This window comes from Pantoea sp. X-Soil-TKNS-1280 (genome assembly GCF_059730475.1).
Genome location: NZ_AP035962.1, coordinates 3,830,179 through 3,854,707, shown reverse-complemented (window position 1 = coordinate 3,854,707; position 24,529 = coordinate 3,830,179). Strand labels below are relative to the sequence as shown.

25 protein-coding genes are annotated in these 24,529 nt (G+C 54.8%); 15 read left to right on the top strand and 10 right to left on the bottom strand.

Translation table 11 applies throughout. The features are described from left to right. Positions 1 to 26: 26 nt before the first annotated feature. Both rlmB and AC6I8X_RS17890 read left to right on the top strand, forming a co-directional pair. Complete coding sequence (gene rlmB / locus AC6I8X_RS17895) at positions 27 to 761, top strand: 23S rRNA (guanosine(2251)-2'-O)-methyltransferase RlmB (protein ID WP_084877141.1); 735 nt, start codon at positions 27 to 29, stop codon at positions 759 to 761. 84 nt (positions 762 to 845) lie between these two features. Beyond that, positions 846 to 2,474: an isovaleryl-CoA dehydrogenase gene (locus AC6I8X_RS17890; protein WP_313688845.1), complete on the top strand. Its 1,629-nt coding sequence runs from the start codon at positions 846 to 848 to the stop codon at positions 2,472 to 2,474. On the opposite strand, the gene bsmA is transcribed toward AC6I8X_RS17890, so the two are convergent. Next, positions 2,448 to 2,774 (bottom strand): biofilm peroxide resistance protein BsmA, encoded by a 327-nt coding sequence (gene bsmA, locus AC6I8X_RS17885; protein ID WP_313688843.1) that lies wholly within the window; start codon positions 2,772 to 2,774, stop codon positions 2,448 to 2,450. The two genes, AC6I8X_RS17890 and bsmA, sit on opposite strands and share 27 nt — an antisense overlap. Positions 2,775 to 2,829: 55 nt before the next feature. Continuing rightward, a complete protein-coding gene (locus tag AC6I8X_RS17880; protein ID WP_497840240.1) occupies positions 2,830 to 4,761 on the bottom strand; it encodes a methyl-accepting chemotaxis protein in 1,932 nt (643 codons plus the stop codon). Positions 4,762 to 4,923: 162 nt separating this feature from the next. On the opposite strand from AC6I8X_RS17880, the gene yjfP reads away from it, so the two are divergent. Next, the gene (yjfP, locus tag AC6I8X_RS17875; protein ID WP_497840239.1) at positions 4,924 to 5,673 is read left to right on the top strand and encodes an esterase; all 750 of its coding nucleotides are present in this window, start codon (positions 4,924 to 4,926) and stop codon (positions 5,671 to 5,673) included. Positions 5,674 to 5,722: 49 nt separating this feature from the next. Here yjfP and AC6I8X_RS17870 read toward each other — a convergent pair whose 3' ends face one another. Then, positions 5,723 to 5,929, bottom strand: a complete 207-nt coding sequence (locus tag AC6I8X_RS17870) for a hypothetical protein (protein ID WP_084877128.1) — start codon at positions 5,927 to 5,929, stop codon at positions 5,723 to 5,725. Positions 5,930 to 6,317: 388 nt separating this feature from the next. On the opposite strand from AC6I8X_RS17870, the gene rpsF reads away from it, so the two are divergent. From rpsF to rplI, 4 genes are read left to right on the top strand one after another with little or no spacing between them, the layout of a single operon-like run. Then, positions 6,318 to 6,713: a 30S ribosomal protein S6 gene (rpsF, locus tag AC6I8X_RS17865; RefSeq protein WP_013510684.1), complete on the top strand. Its 396-nt coding sequence runs from the start codon at positions 6,318 to 6,320 to the stop codon at positions 6,711 to 6,713. Between the two features lie 6 nt (positions 6,714 to 6,719). After that, the gene (gene priB, locus AC6I8X_RS17860; protein ID WP_084877125.1) at positions 6,720 to 7,037 is read left to right on the top strand and encodes a primosomal replication protein N; all 318 of its coding nucleotides are present in this window, start codon (positions 6,720 to 6,722) and stop codon (positions 7,035 to 7,037) included. A 4-nt stretch (positions 7,038 to 7,041) separates the two neighbouring features. Next, complete coding sequence (gene rpsR, locus AC6I8X_RS17855) at positions 7,042 to 7,269, top strand: 30S ribosomal protein S18 (RefSeq protein WP_000135199.1); 228 nt, start codon at positions 7,042 to 7,044, stop codon at positions 7,267 to 7,269. Between the two features lie 39 nt (positions 7,270 to 7,308). Next, the gene (gene rplI / locus AC6I8X_RS17850) at positions 7,309 to 7,758 is read left to right on the top strand and encodes a 50S ribosomal protein L9 (protein WP_299458833.1); all 450 of its coding nucleotides are present in this window, start codon (positions 7,309 to 7,311) and stop codon (positions 7,756 to 7,758) included. Between the two features lie 46 nt (positions 7,759 to 7,804). Here the strand turns inward: rplI and AC6I8X_RS17845 are convergent, their stop codons facing one another. Continuing rightward, positions 7,805 to 8,446: an OapA family protein gene (locus AC6I8X_RS17845; protein ID WP_299458834.1), complete on the bottom strand. Its 642-nt coding sequence runs from the start codon at positions 8,444 to 8,446 to the stop codon at positions 7,805 to 7,807. Positions 8,447 to 8,663: 217 nt separating this feature from the next. On the opposite strand from AC6I8X_RS17845, the gene bamJ reads away from it, so the two are divergent. Together bamJ and cysQ are read left to right on the top strand one after the other, a co-directional pair. After that, entirely contained in the window at positions 8,664 to 9,284 is a 621-nt protein-coding gene (gene bamJ / locus AC6I8X_RS17840; protein WP_084877117.1) for a BamJ family beta-barrel-assembly machinery protein, read from the top strand. 425 nt (positions 9,285 to 9,709) lie between these two features. Then, the gene (cysQ, locus tag AC6I8X_RS17835) at positions 9,710 to 10,456 is read left to right on the top strand and encodes a 3'(2'),5'-bisphosphate nucleotidase CysQ (RefSeq protein WP_299458837.1); all 747 of its coding nucleotides are present in this window, start codon (positions 9,710 to 9,712) and stop codon (positions 10,454 to 10,456) included. A gap of 51 nt (positions 10,457 to 10,507) precedes the next feature. Here the strand turns inward: cysQ and AC6I8X_RS17830 are convergent, their stop codons facing one another. Beyond that, positions 10,508 to 11,062: a YtfJ family protein gene (locus AC6I8X_RS17830; protein ID WP_497840238.1), complete on the bottom strand. Its 555-nt coding sequence runs from the start codon at positions 11,060 to 11,062 to the stop codon at positions 10,508 to 10,510. Between the two features lie 317 nt (positions 11,063 to 11,379). On the opposite strand from AC6I8X_RS17830, the gene AC6I8X_RS17825 reads away from it, so the two are divergent. Beyond that, a complete protein-coding gene (locus AC6I8X_RS17825) occupies positions 11,380 to 11,586 on the top strand; it encodes a DUF1107 domain-containing protein (RefSeq protein WP_299458841.1) in 207 nt (68 codons plus the stop codon). 77 nt (positions 11,587 to 11,663) lie between these two features. Here the strand turns inward: AC6I8X_RS17825 and paeA are convergent, their stop codons facing one another. Then, entirely contained in the window at positions 11,664 to 13,007 is a 1,344-nt protein-coding gene (gene paeA / locus AC6I8X_RS17820) for a polyamine export protein PaeA (protein ID WP_299458843.1), read from the bottom strand. Between the two features lie 454 nt (positions 13,008 to 13,461). Here paeA and tamA point away from each other — a divergent pair, with 454 nt between their 5' ends. From tamA to AC6I8X_RS17805, 3 genes are read left to right on the top strand one after another with little or no spacing between them, the layout of a single operon-like run. Further along, on the top strand, positions 13,462 to 15,201 hold the full coding sequence (tamA, locus tag AC6I8X_RS17815) for an autotransporter assembly complex protein TamA (protein ID WP_313687841.1): 1,740 nt from the start codon (positions 13,462 to 13,464) through the stop codon (positions 15,199 to 15,201). Next, positions 15,198 to 18,968, top strand: a complete 3,771-nt coding sequence (gene tamB / locus AC6I8X_RS17810) for an autotransporter assembly complex protein TamB (RefSeq protein ID WP_497840237.1) — start codon at positions 15,198 to 15,200, stop codon at positions 18,966 to 18,968. Before tamA ends, tamB begins: the two co-directional genes overlap by 4 nt. Positions 18,969 to 18,970: 2 nt before the next feature. Beyond that, a complete protein-coding gene (locus AC6I8X_RS17805; protein WP_299458849.1) occupies positions 18,971 to 19,324 on the top strand; it encodes a gamma-glutamylcyclotransferase family protein in 354 nt (117 codons plus the stop codon). Positions 19,325 to 19,378: 54 nt separating this feature from the next. On the opposite strand, the gene ppa is transcribed toward AC6I8X_RS17805, so the two are convergent. The 3 genes from ppa to AC6I8X_RS17790 form a co-directional block, all read right to left on the bottom strand. Next, on the bottom strand, positions 19,379 to 19,909 hold the full coding sequence (ppa, locus tag AC6I8X_RS17800) for an inorganic diphosphatase (protein WP_031376399.1): 531 nt from the start codon (positions 19,907 to 19,909) through the stop codon (positions 19,379 to 19,381). A 100-nt stretch (positions 19,910 to 20,009) separates the two neighbouring features. Next, the gene (locus AC6I8X_RS17795; RefSeq protein ID WP_208716608.1) at positions 20,010 to 20,459 is read right to left on the bottom strand and encodes a DUF441 domain-containing protein; all 450 of its coding nucleotides are present in this window, start codon (positions 20,457 to 20,459) and stop codon (positions 20,010 to 20,012) included. A 72-nt stretch (positions 20,460 to 20,531) separates the two neighbouring features. Further along, a complete protein-coding gene (locus tag AC6I8X_RS17790) occupies positions 20,532 to 20,945 on the bottom strand; it encodes a lysozyme inhibitor LprI family protein (protein ID WP_497840236.1) in 414 nt (137 codons plus the stop codon). 173 nt (positions 20,946 to 21,118) lie between these two features. Here AC6I8X_RS17790 and AC6I8X_RS17785 point away from each other — a divergent pair, with 173 nt between their 5' ends. Beyond that, positions 21,119 to 22,678 (top strand): methyl-accepting chemotaxis protein, encoded by a 1,560-nt coding sequence (locus AC6I8X_RS17785; RefSeq protein ID WP_497841053.1) that lies wholly within the window; start codon positions 21,119 to 21,121, stop codon positions 22,676 to 22,678. 111 nt (positions 22,679 to 22,789) lie between these two features. Continuing rightward, the gene (locus tag AC6I8X_RS17780; protein ID WP_497840235.1) at positions 22,790 to 23,467 is read left to right on the top strand and encodes a hypothetical protein; all 678 of its coding nucleotides are present in this window, start codon (positions 22,790 to 22,792) and stop codon (positions 23,465 to 23,467) included. On the opposite strand, the gene fbp is transcribed toward AC6I8X_RS17780, so the two are convergent. Beyond that, positions 23,458 to 24,465 carry a class 1 fructose-bisphosphatase gene (gene fbp, locus AC6I8X_RS17775; RefSeq protein WP_313690091.1) on the bottom strand — a complete coding sequence of 336 codons (1,008 nt, stop codon included), beginning with the start codon at positions 24,463 to 24,465 and terminating at the stop codon, positions 23,458 to 23,460. The two genes, AC6I8X_RS17780 and fbp, sit on opposite strands and share 10 nt — an antisense overlap. Positions 24,466 to 24,529: the final 64 nt, after the last annotated feature.

Below are 24,529 nucleotides of genomic sequence, written 5' to 3'. Positions count from 1 at the left end.
TCCGACATCCAACCTTGAGCAAAGTAATGAGTGAAATAATTTTTGGTATCCATGCCGTGCAGGCCCTGCTGGAACGCGATCCTCAGCGTTTTCAGGAAGTCTTTATTCTCAAAGGCCGTGATGATCGTCGCCTGCAACCGCTGATCGCCGCGCTGGAAGCTCAGGGAATTGTGATTCAGCTGGCCAATCGCCAGTGGCTGGATAGCCAGGTGGAAGGCGGTGTGCATCAGGGGATCGTGGCACGCGTGAAACCGGGTAAAAATTATCAGGAAGGCGATCTGCCGGATCTGCTGGAATCGCTGGATAACCCGTTCCTGTTGATCCTCGATGGCGTTACCGATCCGCATAACCTCGGAGCCTGCCTGCGCAGCGCCGATGCGGCTGGCGTGCATGCGGTGATCGTACCGAAAGATCGTTCTGCACAGCTGAATGCTACGGCAAAAAAAGTGGCCAGTGGCGCTGCAGAAAACGTTCCGCTGATCCGCGTGACTAACCTGGCGCGCACCATGCGTTTGCTGCAGGAGTACAACATCTGGATCGTCGGTACGGCCGGTGAAGCCGATCATACGCTGTACCAGAGCAAGCTGCCGGGTTCACTGGCGCTGGTGATGGGGGCAGAGGGCGAAGGTATGCGCCGTCTGACGCGTGAGCATTGCGATGAATTGATCAGCATCCCGATGGCGGGCAGCGTATCTTCTCTGAACGTTTCCGTGGCGACCGGTATTTGTCTGTTCGAAGCGGTACGTCAGCGCCTGGCGTGATCCCCTCCGCAAATTAGTTTTTGTACCAGGCATAACTGACTATCACCCCCATACTTAGGCTGTGAGCCTAATGAGGGGGACGTTATGACCTGGACAACCCACAGCGTTTTCAATCAGCCTCAGCCGCTCAGCAACAGCAACCTGTTTACCCGCGATCTTCCCTTATGCGAAGCCGTCGCGCGGGAAGGTGCCAGCTGGGATCGTGAATGGCTGGCTTCGGTCGGGCTGCAACTCGGCAGTGCTGAATCTCTCGAACTGGGACGACTGGCCAATGCCCAGCCGCCGGAGCTGCTGCGCTATGACGCGCGCGGTGAACGGCTGGATGAGGTACGCTTTCATCCCGCGTGGCATCTGCTGATGCAGGGCTTATGCGCCAGCCGCCTGCACAATCTCAGCTGGCAACCCGATGTTCAGCCCAACGCGATGGTGGCCCGTGCGGCGCGCTTTATCCTGCACGCGCAGGTAGAGGCCGGGTCGCTTTGCCCGGTCACCATGACCCACGCCGCCATTCCGCTGCTACAAAATCATCTGCCAGAACCCTGGCTCGACTGGCACGATGCGTTGCTGAGCGATCGCTACGATGCCCATCATCAACCCGGTAATAAGAAACGGGGTTTGCTGATTGGTATGGGGATGACCGAAAAACAGGGTGGCACTGATGTGCTGAGCAACAGTACGCGCGCGGAACCCTTGGGTGGACGCGGCCCCGGTGAGGCTTATCGCATTATCGGCCATAAATGGTTTTTCTCGGTGCCGCAAAGCGACGCGCATCTGATACTGGCACAGACCTCGGGTGGCCTGAGCTGTTTTTTCCTGCCGCGCCTGCTACCGGATGGTGCACGCAATGCTATCCGGCTTGAACGCCTCAAAGACAAGCTTGGCAATCGCTCCAATGCCAGCTGTGAAGTGGAGTTTCAGGATGCGATCGGCTGGCTGTTGGGAGAAGAGGGCGAAGGCGTGCGGCTGATCCTGAAAATGGGCGGTATGACGCGTTTCGATTGCGCACTTGGTAGCCACGGGCTGATGCGGCGTGCATTCTCCATTGCCCTGCACCATGCCCAGCAGCGTCAGGTGATGGGCAAAAACCTCAGCGACCAGCCGCTGATGCGGGCGGTGCTGGCCCGGCAAGCGCTACAGCTGGAGGGGCAAACCGCGTTGCTGCTGCGTCTGGCGCGCGCCTGGTCAACCCCAGCCAGCGAGCATGAACGCCTCTATGCCCGTCTCTTCACCCCAGCTGCCAAATATGTGACTTGCCAGGCGGGGATTCCCTTTGTCGCCGAAGCGATGGAGGTGCTGGGCGGCATCGGTTATTGCGAAGAAAGCGAGTTGCCACGGCTGTATCGTGAGATGCCAGTCAACAGCATCTGGGAAGGTTCTGGCAATGTCATGTGTCTGGATGTGTTGCGGGTACTTAACCGCCAATCGGATACGCTGACGATGCTGAGTGATGAACTGGACGCGGTGAAAGGGTGCAATCGTCATTTCGACCGCCGCTGGCGGCAGCTACGCCTGCGTCTCGGTAACGTACAGGAGGCGCAGGCGCGTGGCGTAACTGAGGATCTGTTGCAGCTGGCAACGGCGGCGATCCTGCTGAAAGTGGCGGAGCCACCGCTGGCCGATGGCTGGTGTCAGCAGTTCCTGGATACGCGCGGCAAACCGCTGTTGAGCCACGACCTTAGCTCACGCCTACTGCTGCGGGCTACTGCCGGTTGAGGGCGCATAGAGAACGGCGGTGGAGTACCAGAAACCGGGCATCACCGTCTCATCTATTAATAAAATCTGATACCAGGTGGCACCTAACTGATTAGCCCGCGCGGCAATAGCGCGTTGGGCATCATCCGGTGAACCCCGTACCTGGACGCTGATGGTACCCAGTTTGCGCAAGCCGTAGCTCTGCGCCCGGTTAATCTCCTGGGCATGCGCCGTGGGCGGTGGTGGTGCTTTGGGCGTCGGCGTAAGCGCCGAGCAGCCGCTCAACAGCAGGCTCAGCGCCAGAAATAACGAAACACGCATGGCAACTCCGGTTCGGGGAAGATGGCTCAAGTGTATGTCATCTTCCCCTGTGCTATCAGGACTTCAGATGAAAAATACTCACCAGCTCGGTCAGATGATGCCCCTGCTGGCTCAGACTCTGGGCTGAAGCCTCAGATTCGGTGACTAAATCACTGCTCTGATGGGTTGCCTGGCTGATGTGGTTCATCGCCAGGTTCACCTGACCAATGCCTGACGCCTGCTCCTGCGCGGCGATATTGATTTCGCCCATCAGGGTTTTCACCTGCGCGATATGCTCAACAATGTGATTCATGGCATCGCGTGTCTGCTCAGACAGGCTATGACCCTCCGCGACCTTGCTGATGGAGCTGGCGATCAGCCCATCGATCTCTTTTGCCGCCTGGGCACTGCGCTGCGCCAGTGCGCGAACTTCCGCTGCCACCACCGCGAAACCTTTACCGTGCTCGCCCGCGCGTGCCGCTTCCACCGCGGCATTCAGCGCCAGGATGTTAGTCTGGAAAGCAATGGATTCAATCACATGGGTGATGTCGGCAATGCTCTGCGAAGCGACGCGAATGTCTGCCATGGTGCTGACCGAACGTGATACGGTCTCACCACCCCGGGCAACGGTTTGATCAGCTTCACTTACCCGCGCCAGTGCCTGGCGTACGTTAGCGGCGGTTTGCGCCACGGTGGCACCAAACTGCTCCATACTGGCCGAGGTTTGTTCCACGCTGCTGGCCTGACGACCAATCTGCGCGCTGATGTTCTGGCTGCTGGCGGCGATGCTGTCAGTGCCCGCGCTGATTTGTTGTGCCGTCTGGCGTACCTGGCCGACGATCTGCTCCAGGCCATCGCCAATACCGTTGATCGCCCCCACCAGTTGGCCGATTTCATCATGACGTGTGGAGTCGAGGTGCGCCTGCAAATTACCCGCCGCATACTCTTCGGCCAGATGAATCACCTGATGCAACGGACGGGTAATGGCACGGCGGCTGTACCACATAAACCCGCAGGCAAAAAGGATAACCAGCGCCAGACCTACCACGATGAACAGATTGCGACTTTGGGTAATCGGGGCCAGCAGGCTGGCACGGCTGACTTCGCCGGCGATAATCCAGTTCCATCCCGGCAGCTGTTGCCAGGCCAGCAGTTTGGTTTCGCCATCCAGCTGCATGGTGAGTAAACCTTTCGGCTGGTTCAGTAGCTGTTGCTGCGTCCTGGCATCCCACAGCGGCAATTTACCTTCGCGCTGGCTGGCAAACAAAAATTGCCCCTGGGTGGTGCCGGGCGCGCCGTTCAGCACAAAGAAATGCCCACTGTCGCCGAGATGGCGCGCCAGCACTTTGTCGCGCATCAGCGCGTATTGCTGATCGATTTGCACTCCGACAAACAGAATGCCGATGACTGCGCCGCTCTCATCCATTACCGGCTGATACTGCGTGATATAGCGATGACCAAACAGGGTTGCCAGGCCACGGTAAACTTCGCCCTGATTCACGCTGCGCCAGGCCGCGCTGCTGCGGTCCAGCCTGGTGCCGATCGCACGCTGGCCATCTTCTTTTTTCAGCGAGGTGGCGATGCGCACATAATCGTCGCCATCGCGCACGAAAATGGTGGAGACTGCGCTGGTACGATCGAGAAAATCATCCACCGCAATCTGGTCAAGGTTGAGGGTTTTCAGTCCGGCACGCAGGGTGGGTGTGCTGATATCCCCCACCTGGATACGGGTGCTTTCATCACGACTGAAGCGTTTGGGGAGAAAACTCTGAAACAACCGGGTGTAGTTCGCCACTTCAGCAGATAAGGTGGTATTAAACATGCTGGCCATCTCACCGATGCCCTGCACCTGATTTTGCATATCGTCCGTCGCCAGATTTTCCAGCTGGCGGGAGGCGTTGTGGCTCAGGGTAAGAGTGAGGGTCAGCAGCACTACGGCTACGCTTAAAGACGTCAGTACAGACAGCTTAATTCCGAGACCCATGGCGCTGAGAGAGAGACGCTTCATAAAGTACCTATGTTGATATGGATGAGGGGATACAAGATCAACGGCAAATTGGGGAAAAGGTTTAGGGTGGAAATTATTCGCGCGAAAATGTGAAGTGACTCGCGTTTCAGGTCTCAGGGTTTACACTGTGAGCAGGTGATAATCATTCTCAACGGAGGCGACATGATTGAACTGGCAACGGAAACACTGGCAGGGATTCAGTGTATCCATGCGGCACCATCCGGACAGCGCCTGTCGCGTTTGCCGACCGTGCTGTTTTATCATGGCTTCACCTCGTCAAAAGAGGTGTACAGCTACTTTGCGGTTGCGCTCGCTCAGGCGGGTTTTCGCGTGGTGATGCCGGATGCGGATATGCATGGCGCTCGCTATAACGGTGATACGGAAACCCGTATGACGCATTTCTGGGAGATCCTGCGAAAAAATATCGACGAAGTACCGCTACTGGAAGCCGCGCTGCGCGCCAATGACTGGATTGCCGATGATCGCTTTGCCGTGGCGGGTGCTTCAATGGGCGGGATGACGGCACTCGGGGCCATGGCGCGTTATCCGCAGATTCACAGCGTCGCCTGCATGATGGGGTCGGGCTATTTTATGCAACTGAGTCACACGCTGTTCCCGCCGCTGGTGGCGCGCACGTCGCAGCAGAAAGAAGCTTTTGCCGCCCGGCTGGCACCGTTAGCCAGTTACGATCCCAGCCAGCAACTGGATAAACTGGCGAACCGTCCGCTGCTGCTGTGGCATGGGGAAGCCGATGAGGTGGTGCCGTTCGCGGAAACGGTGCGGCTGGAGAAAGCGCTGCGTGAAGCGCAGCTGGATGGGCGTGTCACTTATCTGTCGGAAAAGCAGATCGGCCACAAAATCACGCCTTCAGCGCTGGGTGCGCTGGTGAGTTTTTTCAAACATCACCTGTGAAAATAATTCGGGCTGGCAAAAAACTGCCAGCCCGTTACGACATACCGGACTACAGCTGTGACGACAACCGTTCAGCCGCGCTACTGTTGGCCCCGGTGTGGTTATCACTGGGGGCGCCCAGTCGGTTGACGTAGACATAGCCTGATGCCGCTTTGCTGCTGTTACTTCTCATCTGTTGCGCATAGTCAGTTGAGCTGGCAAAAGCGGGTGTAGACAGGAAGAGACCCAGTAAAGTGGCGATGACGATACTTCTCATAATCGACTCCTCACTACAGGGAATTCACTCTCAGACGCCGACGACAAGCTAAACCGTTGCGTCTATAAATAGTTTAGTTCTTCACCACATTGCCGCCAGCCGGTCCTGTTGAACACCTTGTTCAGCTATTTTGATGAAATACCGCTTAACCTCCTGAATTTTCACCCTTAGCACAAAAGGTGCCATCATCTGGCACGTTGCACGCCATTTGATGAATTGTGCGCTTGAGTTTAGCGGACAACGTCAGTATGATTACGCGTCAATTTTTCAGCTGCATTCAGAGGTGTGTTTCATTTATCGGATGATTCACAACCTATAACGTTCCTTGCTTCCGTGGGCCGCAGCTGACCCTGACAGGAGGCTGAATAATCCGTAAGGAGCAATTTCGATGCGTCATTACGAAATCGTATTTATGGTCCATCCTGACCAGAGCGAACAGGTTCCGGGCATGATCGAGCGTTACACTGGTGCTATCACTGGTGCACAGGGCACGATCCACCGTCTGGAAGACTGGGGCCGCCGTCAGCTGGCTTACCCGATCAACAAACTGCACAAAGCACACTATGTTCTGCTGAACGTAGAAGCGCCGCAGGAAGTGATTGACGAGCTGGAAACTAACTTCCGCTTCAACGACGCCGTTATCCGCAGCATGGTTATGCGCGTTAAGCACGCGGTAACTGAAGCATCTCCGATGGTTAAAGCGAAAGACGAGCGTCGTGAGCGCCGTGAAGACTTCGCTAACGAAGCGGCAGATGACTCAGATGCTGGGGATTCTGAAGAGTAATCCATAATGACGGCCAATCGACTGCGCCTGTCTGGCACTGTGTGTAAGACGCCGGTTCGAAAAATCAGTCCGTCAGGAATTCCTCACTGCCAGTTCGTGCTTGAGCACCGTTCCATGCAGGAGGAAGCCGGGTTTCACCGGCAAGCCTGGTGTCAGATGCCGGTGATTATCAGCGGCAGCACCCATCAGGTGATTACTCAACATATAACGGTCGGCACGCAACTCACTCTCGAAGGTTTTATTAGCTGCCATCAGGCACGCAATGGCCAGAGTAGAATTGTGTTACATGCCGAGCAGATTGAATTGATAGATTCTGGAGACTAGCCAAATGGCACGTTATTTCCGTCGTCGCAAGTTCTGCCGTTTCACCGCGGAAGGCGTTCAAGAGATCGACTACAAAGATATCGCTACGCTGAAAAACTACATCACTGAAAGCGGTAAGATCGTACCGAGCCGTATCACCGGTACTCGCGCAAAATACCAGCGTCAGCTGGCTCGTGCTATCAAGCGCGCGCGTTACCTGTCTCTGCTGCCGTACACTGATCGTCATCAGTAATCGGTTGCTGTCTAATAACGACTTTAAGAGGATAAGGTAATGCAAGTTATTCTGCTTGATAAAGTAGCAAACCTGGGCAGCCTGGGTGATCAGGTTAACGTTAAAGCGGGTTACGCTCGTAACTTCCTGGTTCCGCAGGGTAAAGCTGTTCCTGCTACCAAGAAAAACGTTGAATATTTCGAAGCGCGCCGCGCTGAACTGGAAGCCAAACTGGCTGACGTTCTGGCAGCTGCTAACGCACGTGCTGAGAAAATCAACGGTCTGGGCAGCGTCACCATCGCGTCTAAATCAGGCGACGAAGGTAAACTGTTCGGTTCCATCGGTACTCGCGACATCGCTGACGCTGTAACTGCAGCTGGCGTTGAAGTGGCTAAGAGCGAAGTTCGTCTGCCGAACGGCGTTCTGCGCACTATCGGTGAGCACGAAGTTGACTTCCAGGTTCACAGCGAAGTATTCGCGAAACTGGTTGTGAATGTAGTTGCTGAGTAATTTTACTCGGTAATGCGAAAAAGCCGGCCTTGTGCCGGCTTTTTTGTTATTGCGCGCGGATAAAGCTGCCGTCAGGCTGACGGGTAAACAGCACCGGGCCGTTGCCGCTATCCACAGTCAATCCCGTCACCACACCCTGCGCATTCTGGCGAATTTTCACCTGCTGACCCGTCTGCAGGGCGCTGAGCGGCTGATCGTTACCTTCCACCCGCGCCATGGCAAACACATCACTCACCGGTAAATTGTTATCACGGAACAGCTGCGCCAGCGTCTGGCCTGAAGCCACAGTATAACTGCGCCATTCCCCCTGAGAATCGGGTTTTGGCGTGCTGTTGTTGTCATAGATTTCTGCCTGCATTGGCACTTGTTTGGCGGCGTTATCGCTGACCGGGCGCTCCACCGGATACTGAGGGGTACTGGACGGCCACAGGAACGCCAGCAGGATAATCACCAGCGCAATCACGATACCGCGACGATGCAGGGCGGGTAGCGGATCCATCCAGCGTACGTTATCCAGCAGATGCCAGATACGGCCCAGACTGCCGGGAAGTCGGGAAGGGGTAGCAGAAGCCATTCGTGGTTCCTCCTCACTGGTAACCGGGCGTTTGCCTTGCGGCAGCAAGTTCCGCAACCAGGGTAAAGTACGCGGGGTGCGCGTCCTGCGACGTCGTGGGGCGATCTGGCCCATGTATTCTCTCTTATCTCGACGGTGGAAAGGTTTATCCTTCCCTTAAATATAGTATGGGCAATACCGGCGCGAAGTGCCTGCCAGCATTGAAAATTCTGACCTGTATATTGTTTCTCTTTCCCTGAGAAATGTCATCTGCGATGCGCGAGATTTTACGCCAGCGGTCTGCGCTGTTATGCTGCCGTTTCAATTTTTTCTCCGGGATTAAGGAATCAAGATGACGACCCCTTCATTTGACAGCGTCGAAGCACAAGCAAGTTACGGTATTGGTTTACAGGTAGGCCAGCAGCTGCTGGAGTCCGGACTGCAGGGTCTGCAGCCGGAAGCACTGCTCGCGGGCCTGCGCGACGCGCTGGAAGGGAATTCACCGGCAGTTCCGGTTGACGTGGTACATCGTGCGCTGCGCGAAGTGCACGAGCGTGCGGAAGGCGTGCGTCGTGAGCGCGTCCAGGCGATGGCGGCGGAAGGCCAGAAATTCCTGGATCAGAACGCGCAGCGTGAAGGCGTGAGCAGCACCGAATCAGGCCTGCAATTCAGCGTCATCAAACAGGGTGATGGGGCTATCCCATCTCGTCAGGACCGTGTACGTGTACACTACACCGGTAAACTGATCGATGGCACCGTGTTTGATAGCTCTGTGGCGCGTGGCGAACCAGCAGAATTCCCGGTTAGCGGCGTTATCGCAGGCTGGATTGAAGCCCTGACCCTGATGCCGGTCGGCTCCAAATGGGAACTGGTGATCCCACACAACATCGCCTACGGCGAGCGTGGTGCTGGCGCATCCATCCCGCCGTTCAGCACGCTGATCTTCGAAGTCGAGCTGCTGGAAATTCTGTAAGTCGCAGTCAGGGCGGCCGTTGCCGCCCTTTATTTCTTCATTCTGCTGTCAATCCACCTGCCAGATACACCCCGGTTTCTCCCGTCTCATAGCATGGCTGCTCAAATCAGAACGTAGCAATATGGTGATTATTTCAGCACTTTTTGTGCGTATTTTCGGCACATAACGTTTTGCTGTTTCCGTGATGTCATCAAAGTGGGTCTTTTTCATCGATTGTTGCGATCCCTGCGCATAATCTGTGGAGAAACGCAGCAGATATAACCTCATCTCATACGTGACGCCAGGCGATGAACTATGATATTGATATTAAAATAGATTGCTCTCGCGACTGGCGTGAAGCTCGGAATAAACAGGTCGCCTGCTAAAATAGTTACAGGTTTGCTGTTTGCAGCGAGTAAGCAGAATCAGCAGAAATGAGGTGAAGAATGTTAGAGCAAATTTGCCAGCTGGCCCGTGCCGCAGGTGATGCGATTATGCAGGTGTATGACGGCGCGCAGCCGATGGATATCGAACGTAAGGCGGATGATTCGCCGGTCACCGCTGCCGACCTTGCCGCGCATCAGGTGATTCTAAATGGGTTACAGGTCCTGACACCGGAAGTGCCGGTATTGTCAGAAGAAGATCCTCCGGCCTGGGAAGTCCGTCAGCAGTGGCAGCGCTACTGGCTGGTTGACCCGTTGGATGGCACCAAAGAGTTTATCAAGCGCAACGGTGAATTCACGGTAAATATCGCGCTGATTGAAAAAGGGAAACCGGTTCTGGGCGTGGTTTATGCACCAGCCATTGGCGTGCTTTATTCTGCTGCGGAAGGCAAAGCCTGGAAAGAAGAGGGCGGACATAAAAGCCAGATTCATGTGCGTGATGCGCGTCCGCCGTTGGTGGTCGTGAGTCGTTCGCATTTCGACAAAGATGAAGAGCTGCAAGAGTATCTGCAACAGCTGGGCGAGCATCAGACAACGGCCATCGGCTCCTCATTGAAATTCTGCCTGGTGGCTGAAGGCAAAGCCCAGCTCTATCCACGCTTTGGACCGACCAATATCTGGGATACCGGTGCCGGACACGCAGTGGCGATTGCCGCAGGTGCGCATGTGCATGACTGGCAGGGTAAAACCCTCGACTATGCGCCACGGGAATCCTTCCTCAATCCAGGCTTCCGTGTCTCCCTGTTTTAGGCCTGGTGGTAGCGGTGTGATTTAAAGGCCTGGGCGCGATAAATCGCGCCGCTACGACAGCAATTGATGCAATAGCGTAATCACCTGCTGTATTTCCTGTTGTGTCAGTGCGCCATCTTTAGCGAACTGGACATGCCCGCTCTTATCCAGCACCACTATCGCGGAGCCGCCTTCCTCCAGCTGCCAGGCTTTGCGCGCGTTGCCGTTGCTATCGACGATAAATTGCGACCACGGATACTGCTGCTTATTGCTTTCGATGCTGCTGCGCACAAACATGCCGGTGCCTGGGATAGCATCATCAGTATTGACCACCGTGGTGGTCTGGTAGCGGTCGTGTGGTAATTTGGCGGCTTTAATGGCCTCAATCAATGCCGCATTCATTTCTTTCGCTGAAGAACGCCCGGCGATATGCATGATAACCCGCACTTTTCCCACCAGCTGCGCGCTATTCCACGGACGATAGCTGAACTTGTCCTGAAGATAGATCAGTTCCCCTTTGTCATTCACACCCACGGCAGGGACACGTTCGCCTTGTTTGAACAGATGTGCCGCAGCGAGATGGGGCAGAAGTAGTGCCAGTGCTAACACCATGTGTGGCAATCGCATAAAAGTGGCTCCTTGGTGATCCGACCAGTTGGTCATGTTCCTGCAATATTAAGCGTGGATGATGCGCCCTGTCGCGACGAGTTAACAGCTTTGCAACCGACGCCACAATTCCTTAATCACTGAAGGTTTATACTGGATTCTGTGACCTCGGTAACAGAGTGTTCTGTAATGATGTGTCAATTCAGTAAAAAATTCATTTTTTCGGAACATCCGCAGCGCAGGATGTTCTATAGTTTAGGCCTCATTTGCGCTTCATGGGCTCGTACCGATGTTGGCAACGAAGAAGCGTATTATTTCTGTACAGGAGTTAGAACAACATGAAGATCTTCCAGCGTTATAATCCGCTGCAAATTGCGAAATACGTAAAAACGCTATTTAAAGGAAGGTTGTATATCAAGGACGTTGGCGCATTCGAATTCGATAAAGGGAAGGTGCTTATCCCGCGCGTCAAAGACGTACAACATCTGAGCGTGATGTCTGAAATCAATCGCCAGGTGATACGGCTGCAAGCCGAGTACAACTAAGCAGAAGAAAGGGCGCCGATGGCGCCCTGGAGCGGCGCGATTTATCGCGCCTTTGTTTTTTATAGCATCCGGACCCGCTACGATGAGGGGGTTTCTGCATCTGCCGCCGCGTTTTTAGCGACATTCAGCACTGGCGGGCGCTCATCGATACGCGTGACCAGCAGCTGGTCGATGCGATAGCTATCAATATCCACCACTTCAAACTTATACCCGGCAAACTTCACGAAATCGGTACGTTTCGGGATCTTACGCAGCATATACATCATAAAGCCGCCGATGGTTTCATAGTTACCTGACTGCGGAAACTCATCGATATGCAGCACGCGCATCACGTCATCGATAGGGGTGCCGCCCTCCACCAGCCATGAATTCTCATCACGCGCCACAATCTGTTCTTCCAGCCCCTGGCCTACCAGGTCACCCATCAGTGTGGTCATCACATCATTCAGGGTAATAATGCCTACTACCAGCGCGTATTCATTCATGATCACCGCGAAGTCTTCACCCGCAGTTTTGAAACTTTCCAGCGCTTCAGACAGCGTCAGCGTATCCGGCACAATCAGCGCGGAGCGGATCTGCACGCCGCTATTCAACGCCATGCTTTGATTGCCCAGCACGCGTAACAGCAGCTCTTTGGAATCGACGTAACCGACGATATGGTCGATATCGCCATCGCAGACGAGGAATTTGGAGTGAGGATGTTCGGCGATTTTCGTTTTGAGGCTGCCTTCATCTTCATGCAAATCAAACCAGATGATATTTTCGCGCGATGTCATTGAAGACGGCACGGTGCGTGATTCCAGCTCAAACACGTTTTCAATCAGCTCATGTTCCTGCTTACGCAGCACCCCGGCCAACGCGCCTGCTTCCACCACCGCGTAGATATCATCGGAGGTGATGTCATCTTTACGCACCATTGGCAGTTTAAAAATACGAAAGAAGACGTTAGCCAGGCCGTTAAACAGCCACACCAGCGGACGGAACACCAGCAGGCAGAAACGCATCGGATTGATAATACGCAGCGCAATGGTTTCCGGCGCGATCATGCCAACCCGCTTCGGGGTTAAATCAGCAAACAGGATGAACAGGCTGGTGACGACAGTAAAGGAGCAGATGAAGCTCAACTGATCAGCCAGCTCCGGGGACACAAAACGAATGAACAGCGAACGGAAAGCCGGTGAAAACGCCGCATCACCGACGATACCACCGAGGATGGCCACCGCATTAAGGCCGATCTGCACCACGGTGAAGAACATACCTGGCGTCTCCTGCATTTTCAGGACACGCTGTGCGTTAATATTGCCTTCGTCGGCCAGCAGTTTCAGCTTGATCTTGCGGGCAGCAGCCAGCGAGATCTCCGACAGGGAGAAAAACGCACTGATAACAATCAGTAAAAGAATGACAAGTAAGCTATCGAGCATAAAAGATCCGTTGGGTTAATCACTTGTCATTTTTGGCCTGGGCAGCATGGGAATGGGCGTACGTCCGGTACTCACCAGTCAAACAGGGCTATCCGTGCCAAAAATGTCTGCGCCAATTCGACAAGGCAGTTAAGCGTCGGGGCAGAAATGAATGCAGGTGTTGCCTGCAGGACGCTGATTATAGCAGCAGCGCTTATCATGCCGCTAGCGGAGACGTCAGGCGGCTTAAGAATAGTCTGAGTGCGTGCTGGCAAACCGCAGAAGCGCCGCTTCGTTGTTGTATCGATCCCGTCATTTGCCGACAATAGTGACGATTTGGCTTAATTGCCGCGTTTACACAGCTGTTCGGGGAAAAGAGCGGCTATGCTGATGGGTATGCCTGCGCTGGATTTTACCCGCGAAACAGAGACATGCCCCTGCGGAATAGGGGCAGGCATTATTAACAGGAGTAAGCGTGCCACGATTTCATATTTATTGCATAGCCAGCCTGCTGCTGGTGGCACCCGCCCTTCAGGCGGCTAAGGTGCGATTACAGCTGGAAGGTTTATCCGGGGATTTAGAGAAAAACGTCAGGGCGCGTCTCTCCACCATAGGGAGCGACGAGGTTTCTAACGACGGTCGTTTCCGCGCGCGTGTTTCCGTCGCGGTTAAAGAGGGTTTGCGCGCACTCGGTTACTACGAACCGCAGATTGATTTTGAATCGCGTCCGGCACCGCCACAGGGTGGACGTCCGGTATTGATCGCGCGCGTCACGGCAGGAGAGCCGGTAAAGATTGGCGGCAGCACCATCGTGGTAGAGGGGGCGGCGAAAAACGATCCCGATTACAAAGCCTGGGTTAAACAGGGCACGCCGAAGGTGGGCACCCAGCTTAACCACGGTGATTACGACAGATTTAAAAGCGGTTTTTCCAGCCTGGCACTGCGTAATGGTTATTTTGATGGTGACTTTAAGCAGAGCCAGCTTGGTGTATCAGTCGAGCGCCGGGAGGCTTTCTGGGATATCGACTACGACAGCGGCCCGCGCTATCGCTTCGGCGATGTCACTTTCCAGGGCTCGCAGATCCAGGAAGCTTACCTGCGCAATCTGGTGCCGTTCAAAAAGGGTGACCCTTACAGTTCGCGTGACCTGGCGGAACTGAACCGTCGTCTTTCCGCCACCGGCTGGTTCAATTCGGTGGTGGTGGCACCGGACTTTGCCAAAGGGCGTCAGACCAAGATACTGCCGCTCAACGCGGCCGTGTCCCCGCGGGTAGAAAATACGCTGGAAACCGGTATTGGCTACTCCACCGATGTGGGCCCGCGTCTGAAAGGCACCTGGAAAAAGCCCTGGATCAACGACAGTGGCCACAGCCTGACCACCAGCGCCTACATTTCTGCACCGGAACAGCAGATCGATCTGAGCTACAAAGTCCCGCTGCTGAAAAGCCCGCTGGAACAGTACTATACCTTCTCCGCCGGAGTGAAACGCACCGATCTGAACGACACCAAAGCCGATACGAATACGCTTGGCGTATCGCGTAACTGGGACAGCAGCAGTGGCTGGCAGCGCGCGGTCAATCTGCGCTGGAGCCTCGATCACTTTACCCAGGGCAGCGTCACCAACACCACCATGCTGATTTATCCTGGCGTCAGCCTGAGCCGCACCCGTTCGCGCGGGGGATTGATGCCCACCTGGGGTGACTCGCAGCGCTATTCCGCCGATGTGTCGGATACCACCTGGGGATCGGATGTCGATTTCCTGATCCTGCAGGCGCAAAACGTCTGGATCCGTACGCTGGGTGAGAAAAACCGCTTTGTGATACGCGGCAACCTTGGCTGGATCGAAACCAACGATTTCGACAAAGTGCCACCTGACCTGCGTTTCTTCGCCGGGGGGGACCGCAGTATTCGCGGTTACAAATATCAGGGGATCTCGCCACGCGATGACAATGGCAAGCTGACCGGTGCATCGAAACTGGCGACCGGTTCGCTCGAATATCAGTACAACGTGAGCGGAAAATGGTGGGGAGCGGTATTCATCGACTCCGGTGAGGCGGTTAACGATATCACACAAAGCAACTTCAAAACCGGTGCGGGCTTCGGCGTGCGCTGGGCCTCTCCGGTTGGGCCGATCAAACTCGATATTGCCCGCCCGATTGGTGATAGCGAGGAGCACGGATTGCAATTTTATATCGGACTGGGGCCTGAACTATGAAGCTGTGGAAAAAGGTCCTGATTGGTTTTGGTATTTTTCTGCTGCTGATCTTTGGCAGCGTGGCTTTCCTGATTGGCACCACTCCGGGTTTGCATCTGCTATTGAAGGGAGCCGATCGCTGGGTGCCGGGTTTGTCGATCGACAAAGTTGAAGGTGGCTGGCGCGATCTGACGCTGAGCGGCGTGAAGTACACCATGCCGGGAGTTAGCGTCGATGCCGGGCGCTTCCATCTGGCGCTCAATCTCAACTGCCTGCTGCACTCGTCGGTATGCGTCAACGATATTGCGTTGCAGGATGTCAGCGTGGTGGTGGATAGCAAACAAATGGCACCGGCCAGTGCCTCCCCGCCGGAGCAGGCGAGCGGCAGCACCAACCTCAGCACGCCTTACCCGATCACGCTGAGTAAAGTCGGGCTGCACAACATCAATGTCAAAGTGGATGACACGGCGATTTCGCTGCTCGATTTCACCACCGGTATGCAATGGCAGAACCGCGCCCTGACGCTGACTCCCACCCATATCGAAAGTTTGCTGATTGCGTTGCCAAAAGCGGCCAAAGTGGCGGATGAGCAGGTGGTGCAACCGAAAGTGCAGCAGCCTAAACCGGATGAAAAACCGCTGGGTGAGACGTTGCAGGCGATGTTCGCGCAACCGCTGTTACCCGCACTGCCGGACTTCCAACTGCCACTGGATATCACCGTGCAAGAGCTGACAGGCAACCAGCTGCGCATAACCGGCGATACCGATATAACTATCAACAGCCTGCTGCTGAAGGCCAGAACCGCTGACCGCCATCTGCAACTGGAAACCTTCGCTGTGGATTCGACGCAGGGGCAACTGAACGCCAGCGGCGATGCCACCCTGGCTGAGAACTGGCCGGTAAACTTTGCCCTTAACGGCGCGGTGAATCTCGACCCGATTAAGGGCGAGAAGATTAAAATGAATCTCAGCGGTGCGCTGCGTGATGAGCTGAAACTGGCGCTCAATTTGTCTGGCCCGGTACAGGCGCAGCTGGATGCTGCGGCACAGCCTGCCGTCGCTGGGTTGCCGTTATCGCTCAGGCTTACCAGCCCGCAATTGCGCTGGCCGCTGGCCGGTCCGGTGCAATATCAGGCCGATAATCTGGATTATCAGTTCAAGGGCAAAGCCACCGATTATGTGATGTCGCTGCGTACCGCCGTGAAGGGTGAAGGGGTGCCGCCTGCGGCGATTTCTCTTGATGGCAAAGGGAATGTGCAGCAGTTCAGCCTCGACAAACTGCGCGTGGCGGCGTTGCAGGGCAATATCGACCTGACCGCGCTGGTGGACTGGAGCAAAGCGATTAGCTGGCGCAGTGAACTGACGTTGTCCGGCATCAATACCGCAAAACAATACCCGGACTGGCCGGCGAAGCTGGATGGAAAAATCGCCACGCGCGGCAGCCTGTATGGCGGTAGCTGGCAACTGAGCGTGCCGCAGCTACAGCTGAAAGGGAACGTCAAACAGAACGCGGTGAGCGCTGATGGCTCCCTGACCGGCAATAGCTACAACCAGTGGAAAATCCCGGGTATCAACCTGGTGCTGGGGCGTAACCATGTGGACGTCAAAGGCGAACTGGGCGATGCGCTGAATCTGGATGCCAACATTGATGCTCCGCATCTCGACAACGCGTTGCCAGGGCTGGGTGGGGTGGTGAAAGGCACCATCAAGGCTCGCGGTACACTACAGGCTCCGCAGCTGCTGGCCGATCTCACGGCCACTGGCCTGCGCTGGCAGCAGCTGCAAATTGCGCGCGTGGTGCTGCAGGGGGATGTGAAATCCAGTGACCAGATTGCGGGTAAATTGCAGTTGCGGGTGGAACAGCTAAAACAGGATGCGCTGGCGATTAAATTGCTGACGCTCAATGCCGACGGCAACGAGAAGCAGCATCAGCTAAAACTTGAGGTGCAGGGCGAGCCGGTCTCCGGTCAGCTGGCGCTGAACGGCAGCTTTGATCGCAAAACCCAGCACTGGCAGGGCACGCTGAATAATACCCGCTTCGATACGCCAGTGGGCGAGTGGCGTCTGACGCGTGCCATGGCGATTGACTATCTCAACAGCAAGCAGAGCGCGACTATTGGGCCACACTGCTGGCAGAACCCGAACGCGCAACTGTGTGTGCCGGAACCGATTGAAGCAGGAGCCAGCGGCCATGCACATGTGGTGCTCAGCCGCTTTGATTTAGCCATGCTCAAACCGTTCCTGACCGATGAAACCAAACTGGCAGGGGTGTTCAGCGGTGATGCCCGGGTTAACTGGACTTCTGATGGTGCGTTGCCGACCGGTACCGTCTCGCTGAAAGGCAACGGCGTGAAAGTGGAGCAGGATGTGCAGGGCAACACCTTGCCCATCGCCTTCGACACCCTGAACCTGAATGCCGCGCTACGTAATGGCCGCGCCCAGCTCGACTGGCTGATACACATTGCCAACAATGGACAGCTGAGCGGTGACGTACAAATCGCCGATCCGCAGCACCGTCGTCAGCTGTCGGGTAACGTTAATATCAGCAATATTTCGCTGGCGATGTTCAACCCGGCATTGATGCAGGGCGAGAAAATCAAAGGCAATCTCAACAGCGCCCTGCGCCTCGGCGGTAATTTGCAACAGCCGCAGGTATTCGGCCAGTTGGGACTGAGCGGCGTGAATGTGGAAGCCAGTTTTATGCCGGTTGCCCTTACTGCCGCCAATCTCAACATGGTGTTTAACGGCATGAGTTCTACCCTTAATGGGTTGATTCAGACCGCACAGGGCAACATCAATCTCAACGGGAACGCCGACTGGAGCCAGCTGAATAACTGGCGGGCGCGCATTGCTGCGCAGGGAAGCCGGGTACGTGTCACCGTGCCGCCGATGGTGCGTATGGACGTGTCGCCAGATCTGGTGTTTGAAGCGACCCCCGCCGCCTTCAATCTTGATGGCCGGGTGGATATCCCGTGGGCGCGCATCACGGTGCAGGAAGTACCGGCCAGCGCGACTGGCGTGTCGTCGGATGAGGTGATGCTGGACCAGAACCTGAAGCCGATTCAGCCAAAAACCACGGCGATCCCGATCAACAGCAATCTGGTCATTCACGTCGGCAACGATGTGCGCCTGTCTGCCTTTGGTCTGAAAGCGAAGCTGAACGGTGATCTGAAGCTGGTGCAGGACAGAACCGGTCTCGGCTTAAACGGCCAGATTAATATCCCGGATGGTCGTTTCCATGCTTATGGTCAGGATCTGATTGTGCGCAAAGGTGAACTGCAATTTGCCGGACCGCCGGATCAGCCCTATCTTAACCTGGAAGCCATCCGTAACCCCGACTCCACTGAGGATGACGTCACCGCAGGTATCCGTGTCACCGGGTTAGCTGATGAGCCGAAAGTCGAAATCTTCTCCGACCCAACGATGTCGCAGCAGGAGGCGTTGTCTTATCTGTTACGCGGCCAGGGACTCGATGCCAATGGCGACAGTAATGCATTAACTTCAGCGTTAATTGGTCTGGGGGTTGCACAAAGTGGGCAGGTTATGGGTAAAATCGGCGAGACGTTCGGCGTCAGTAACCTTGCGCTTGATACCACCGGCGTTGGCGATAGCCAACAGGTGCAGGTGAGTGGTTATGTGCTACCGGGTCTGCAAGTAAAATACGGTGTTGGCATATTTGATTCACTGGCGACCTTAACCTTGCGTTATCGCCTGATGCCCAAACTTTATTTGGAAGCTGTGTCTGGTGTTGATCAGGCACTGGATTTGCTCTATCAGTTTGAGTTTTAGCAATGCGAATAATTGTCTACGGCAGTTTACGGCGCAAACAGGGAAACAGTCACTGGATGACGAATGCGCAATGGCTTGGTGACCACCAGATTGAAGGGTACGAACTCTACAATCTCGGTCACTATCCCGGCGTGATTGAGGGTGAGGGCAATGTCTTTTGCGAGGTCTATCGCATCGACGCCATCACCCTTGGCGAATTGGATGCCCTGCGCACCAAAAATGGCGAATACAAACGCCAGTTAATCCAGACGCCCTTCGGCAGCGCCTGGCTGTACGTTTACCAGCGTCCGGTTACCGGTCGCACGCGCATCATCAGCGGTGACTGGTTGCAGCGTGATGACGAATCAGAAGCATAAATAAAAACACCGTCCGGTTGGACGGTGTTTTTTTATGCGCGAGGGGCGGCAGAATTATTTCTTCTGTGCGCGCTCGTAAGAAGAGATGATCTCGGCTTTGGCTGCTTCGGCGTTATCCCAGCCGTCAACTTTAACCCATTTGCCTTTTTCCAGATCTTTGTAGTGCTCAAAGAAATGGGTGATCTGTGCACGCAGCAGTTCCGGCAGGTCGTTCACATCTTTGATGTGATCGTACTCTTTGCTCAGCTTAGTGTGCGGTACGGCAACCAGTTTGGCATCTTCACCGGATTCGTCGGTCATTTTCAGCACGCCAACCGGACGGCAACGGATCACAGAACCCGGTTCCAGCGGATACGGGGTCGGCACCAGTACGTCAACCGGGTCACCATCCAGAGACAGGGTGTGGTTGATGTAACCGTAGTTGCACGGATAGAACATGGCGGTAGACATGAAACGGTCTACAAACAGGGCGCCAGACTCTTTGTCCACTTCATATTTGATCGGATCGGCATTTGCCGGGATCTCGATGATGACATAGATATCTTCTGGCAGATCTTTACCTGCGGGCACCTGGTTCAAACTCATCTGGCTTTCCTTCATTAGTCGTAAGTTGAGTGTCGGCTATTATAGCCAACTGACTCTGAAAGTATGCCCCCTTTTTGGCGTTTCGGAATGGTCCAGCCGCTTACTTCGCCGCCACAAACAACGAGACGATACCTGCGGCAATTAATGGTCCGACCGGAACCCCGCGGAAGAAAGCCACACCAATCACCGTACCAATCAGTAAGCCGCCAATCACTGAAGGTTGTGCGCTCATAAAATGCACGCCACGACCGCCAAGCCAGGCGACAAACACCCCCACCAGAATGGCCACAATCGATTGCCAGTTAGCGAACGACTTAATCAGCGAGGAAGCCGGCAGCGAGCCGCTGGCCAGCGGGGCCATCACCGCCACAGTAAGAATGATGATACCGAGCTGAATGCCTTGCTTTTCCACATAAGGGAAGAATTGTGCCAGCGGGGTAATTTTGATCACCAGCAGAATCAGAATCGAGATAGTGACAGCGTTGTTATGAACGAAATAACTGAGCACAGCGAGGCAAACCAGAATAATGGTGGAGGCATAAGCAGCCATGATTTCTCCCAGAGGATTGAAGGGGCACTGGCAACGACCAGCGCGAAGCGGTTTTTTCACCGCCCCCATTTATCAACAATCATCGGGATTGACGCAACTGCCTTTGTTAATTGATTGCAGCATCAGCGCCTGATTGCGCACCAGATTCACGCCCTGTGCCCCCAGCGAAAGCGATGCCATCGTGCCCTGGCTGGCAAAGAAGACACTTTTGCTGGCATCCAGCCAGCTGTCACGGTAAGCCAGCCAGGCGCGTTGTGCGCTGCGTAATTTGGCTTTAGGTTCACCGGTTAATTTTTTCATTGCCTGCTCGTATTGCTGATTCATCTCCTGATCCCATGCTTTATTTGCACTGTCGTAACATTGCGTGAGCGCGGCAGTGCTGGATTCCTTATTCAGACACTGCTGTAACTTCTGGTCGATCGCATTTTCCTGAGCTGTCGCATAACTGCTCAGTAACAGACAGGCAACCGGGAACACTTTATACATCGTGATATTCCTTATTCGGGATGAAAGTGACTTTAGCAATGTTTAAGAGAGGGTGATCATCAGCCCATTGACCATCAACAGTGGTTAAAGTTTAGCAAAGTGACTGCCGATAACTTATCCGTTTTAGGGCTGCTGGATTTCTGCCTTTTTTCATACACACGGGTACTATCATGATCAAAAATTTATCAATACGGACCGGTTTACTCGCTTTACTCGCTTTTATGACATTGCTGCTGCTGGCGGTCAGCACCCTGGGTATTTACGCCATCAACGCAGGCAATCAGTCGTTGGATGTTATCAATCGCATCCAGGGCGTTGAACTCAATAGCCTGTACCAAAGCAATGCAGACCTGATGCGCGCTCGTGCCAGTGGCGCTTTGGCGGTGCGCAAGATCGAAATCGGCCTGCTGGATGAGGGCGCGGCAGTGACGAAACAGGCGCAGGCTGATGTCGCCACTTCGCAGCAGCACCTGAAGGATTTTGTCGATGCCGGTACGGTGACAGTGCAGGGTAAAGCGCTGGCGGATGCAGTGGCCGCCAACTTTGCTGCCTATCTGCAACAGGGCATCACGCCGATGATGGATGCGTTGCAGAAGCAATATACCGATGAATATTACACGGTGCTCGAGGGCAATCTTTCGATGCTGGCCGCCAATTACGCCAAAGCAGTGCAGGATTTCAGCCGCTATGCCGATCAGGTGTCAGCCGAGCGACTGGCCCAGGCGGCGCGCAACGAAGTACAGATGAAAGTCCTGATTGGCATCGCGGTGCTGATGACAGTACTGATGATTGTGCTGGCATGGCAGCTGCTGCGTCGTTTATTACTGCGCCCGCTGGAGGGGGCGATCGGGCATCTGCAACAGGTTGCGGAGGGGGATTTATCGCAGGCACTGCCAGCCACCGCCAATAACGAGCTGGGCCGACTGAATCAGGCGCTGGCCGCCATGCAACTGGCCTTGTGTGATTCAGTCAGCCAGGTTCGCGAAGCCAGCCTGCAAATTGATGTTGGCAGCCGTGAACTGTCGGCAGGTACCGTGCATTTGTCGCAGCGTACCGAGGAATCTGCGGCCTCGCTGGAGCAGACCGCAGCCAGCATGGAGCAGCTCACCGCGACGGTACGCCTCAATGCCAGCAACGCGCATCAGGCGCACCAGCTGGCAAACAGCGTCTCGGACACGGCTGATCGCGGTGCCGAAGTGGTGTGTTATGTGATGGAGAAGATGCGGGAAATCACCCACAGTTCTGACCGTATCGCCGATATTCTCAGCGTGATTGACGGTATCGCCTTTCAGACCAATATCCTCGCGTTGAATGCTTCTGTGGAAGCGGCGCGCGCCGGTGAGCAGGGGCGTGGTTTTGCCGTGGTGGCCAATGAGGTGCGAACCCTCGCAGGGCGCAGCGCCACCGCCGCCAAGGAGATTCGTGAGTTAATTAGCGAATCCCAGGTTCGGGTGAAAGAAGGCAGTGAAATGGCCACTCAGGCAGGCGAAACCATGGATGAGATCTCCAGTGAAGTGATGCGCGTGACCGCGTTGATGAAGGAGATTTCGGTAGCATCGGAGGAGCAGAGCCGTGGTATTGAGCAGGTCAACCAGGCGGTGACGCAAATGGATGAGGCGGCACAGCAGAACGCCGCACTGGTGGAAGAAGCCAGCGCCGCGACGCAATCGCTGGAAGCGCAGTCACAGCAGTTGCAGGCTTCTATGGCGCAGTTTCGTATAACGACGGTGTAAATTAACATCGGACCTGTAGCGGCGCGATAAAGGGTGCCGCTACAAAATGATACGATCATCATTACTGATATTCTGCTACGTTAATCAGGGTAAAATATCAAGGAGATGATAATGAATCCTGCCGTAGTCGAACATATAGATACGTTATTAGCTGCTATCCAGACCCATCCGTTTTATACCCTGCTCCTGCTGGTGCTCTTTCCGGTTCTCGGTATGCTGAAAAGTATGTTTTCCGATATTAAGGGTGAACATATCTTCAAAAACTCATTAAATAATCGGATAAAATTTGTTGCCAGCCAGCTGGATAACTCGTTTCTGAGTAATGAGGATCGCAGCCGTTTGGCGCAGCAATATATTCAGCTGGTCAACCAACGAATGTATGGTATTGAGAATCGCCATATTCAGGATGAAGTGATAAAGATTATCGACTGCTCCAGTGAAATACGCAGTAATAAATACTTTGTGATGCACCGACATTATCTCAGCGTGAATGTTGAGGGTGAGCTGTTTATTAACCCTAAAAAGATCAGGGAACGTTATATCGAAGCATTTTGTCTGGTAGGCGTCGGGGTAGCGATTATTTTCTTTGCTATCTTTGTCGGTATCCGTGCTGAAGTTCCCGGATTACTTTTCCTGGTTGTCGGTATGATTTTATACATACTGGGCCTGGGACATTTCCCGGTCGGGAAACTGGGGCGCAAGAGAGCAGAGAAAGAAATCGAAAATTATTACCAGCAACAAAAAGCCCGCATTGAGCGGGCTTCCGTCATCGAGGCCAATCAGCCCTGACGATCTTCCGGGAACTCGCGCAGGAAGCGCTCGACGTCATCTACCATGGCGTCGTTGCCGCAGAAGAACGGGCAACGCTGGTGCAGGGTCTCTGGCTGGATATCCAGGATACGGTTTTTACCGTCGCTGGCTTTACCGCCTGCCTGCTCAGCCAGGAAGGCCATCGGGTTGCATTCATACAGCAGGCGCAGCTTGCCTTTCGGATGGCTGGCGGTGCTTGGATAGAGATAAATGCCGCCTTTCAGCAGGTTACGATGGAAGTCAGCCACCAGAGAGCCGATGTAGCGTGAGGTGTAAGGACGATGAGTGGCGACATCCTCTTCCTGGCAGAACTTCAGGTATTTTTTCACGCCCTGTGGGAAGCGAATGTAGTTACCTTCGTTGATGGAGTAGGTGTAGCCCTTCTCCGGGAAGGTCATACGTTCGTGGCTCAGGCAGAACACCCCAAGTGAAGGATCGTAGGTAAAGGCGTGCACGCCCACCCCGGTGGTGTAAACCATCATGGTGGATGAACCATACACCACGTAACCGGCTGCAACCTGCTTGCTACCCGGCTGCATAAAATCAGCTTCGGTAACCGGGGTGCCCGGCGGGGACACACGGTGGTAGATCGAGAAGATGGTACCAACGGAAACGTTAACGTCGATGTTGGAAGAACCGTCCAGCGGATCCATCAACACCACATATTTGCCGTGCTCCACTCCTTCGAAGATGACGAACTCATCTTCCTCTTCGGAAGCGATACCCGCCACAATGCCGCGTGCTTTCAGTGCTGCTTTCAGCTTTTCGTTGGCGAACAGGTCCAGCTTCATCTGCTGCTCACCCTGTACGTTTTCCACGCCGCTGGCACCGAGAATATCCACCAGACCCGCTTTGTTGATATCGCGGTGGATAATTTTCGCACCCAGCTTGATGGCTGAAATCAGCGCCGTCAGTTCACCTGTGGCGTGAGGAAAGTCGTGTTGCTTCTCGACGATAAATTCGCCTAACGTTTTCATAACACATTCCCTGAATCTACGATGGAGTGGCAGCAGCTCTAACAAACTGCCAACGTATGCGTAC

Coding starts and splice junctions, on each gene's coding strand:
- rlmB (WP_084877141.1), top strand. CDS start 27: ATGAGTGAAATAATTTTTGGTATCCATGCCGTGCAGGCCCTGCTGGAA.
- AC6I8X_RS17890 (WP_313688845.1), top strand. CDS start 846: ATGACCTGGACAACCCACAGCGTTTTCAATCAGCCTCAGCCGCTCAGC.
- bsmA (WP_313688843.1), bottom strand. CDS start 2,774: ATGCGTGTTTCGTTATTTCTGGCGCTGAGCCTGCTGTTGAGCGGCTGC.
- AC6I8X_RS17880 (WP_497840240.1), bottom strand. CDS start 4,761: ATGAAGCGTCTCTCTCTCAGCGCCATGGGTCTCGGAATTAAGCTGTCT.
- yjfP (WP_497840239.1), top strand. CDS start 4,924: ATGATTGAACTGGCAACGGAAACACTGGCAGGGATTCAGTGTATCCAT.
- AC6I8X_RS17870 (WP_084877128.1), bottom strand. CDS start 5,929: ATGAGAAGTATCGTCATCGCCACTTTACTGGGTCTCTTCCTGTCTACA.
- rpsF (WP_013510684.1), top strand. CDS start 6,318: ATGCGTCATTACGAAATCGTATTTATGGTCCATCCTGACCAGAGCGAA.
- priB (WP_084877125.1), top strand. CDS start 6,720: ATGACGGCCAATCGACTGCGCCTGTCTGGCACTGTGTGTAAGACGCCG.
- rpsR (WP_000135199.1), top strand. CDS start 7,042: ATGGCACGTTATTTCCGTCGTCGCAAGTTCTGCCGTTTCACCGCGGAA.
- rplI (WP_299458833.1), top strand. CDS start 7,309: ATGCAAGTTATTCTGCTTGATAAAGTAGCAAACCTGGGCAGCCTGGGT.
- AC6I8X_RS17845 (WP_299458834.1), bottom strand. CDS start 8,446: ATGGGCCAGATCGCCCCACGACGTCGCAGGACGCGCACCCCGCGTACT.
- bamJ (WP_084877117.1), top strand. CDS start 8,664: ATGACGACCCCTTCATTTGACAGCGTCGAAGCACAAGCAAGTTACGGT.
- cysQ (WP_299458837.1), top strand. CDS start 9,710: ATGTTAGAGCAAATTTGCCAGCTGGCCCGTGCCGCAGGTGATGCGATT.
- AC6I8X_RS17830 (WP_497840238.1), bottom strand. CDS start 11,062: ATGCGATTGCCACACATGGTGTTAGCACTGGCACTACTTCTGCCCCAT.
- AC6I8X_RS17825 (WP_299458841.1), top strand. CDS start 11,380: ATGAAGATCTTCCAGCGTTATAATCCGCTGCAAATTGCGAAATACGTA.
- paeA (WP_299458843.1), bottom strand. CDS start 13,007: ATGCTCGATAGCTTACTTGTCATTCTTTTACTGATTGTTATCAGTGCG.
- tamB (WP_497840237.1), top strand. CDS start 15,198: ATGAAGCTGTGGAAAAAGGTCCTGATTGGTTTTGGTATTTTTCTGCTG.
- AC6I8X_RS17805 (WP_299458849.1), top strand. CDS start 18,971: ATGCGAATAATTGTCTACGGCAGTTTACGGCGCAAACAGGGAAACAGT.
- ppa (WP_031376399.1), bottom strand. CDS start 19,909: ATGAGTTTGAACCAGGTGCCCGCAGGTAAAGATCTGCCAGAAGATATC.
- AC6I8X_RS17795 (WP_208716608.1), bottom strand. CDS start 20,459: ATGGCTGCTTATGCCTCCACCATTATTCTGGTTTGCCTCGCTGTGCTC.
- AC6I8X_RS17790 (WP_497840236.1), bottom strand. CDS start 20,945: ATGTATAAAGTGTTCCCGGTTGCCTGTCTGTTACTGAGCAGTTATGCG.
- AC6I8X_RS17780 (WP_497840235.1), top strand. CDS start 22,790: ATGAATCCTGCCGTAGTCGAACATATAGATACGTTATTAGCTGCTATC.
- fbp (WP_313690091.1), bottom strand. CDS start 24,465: ATGAAAACGTTAGGCGAATTTATCGTCGAGAAGCAACACGACTTTCCT.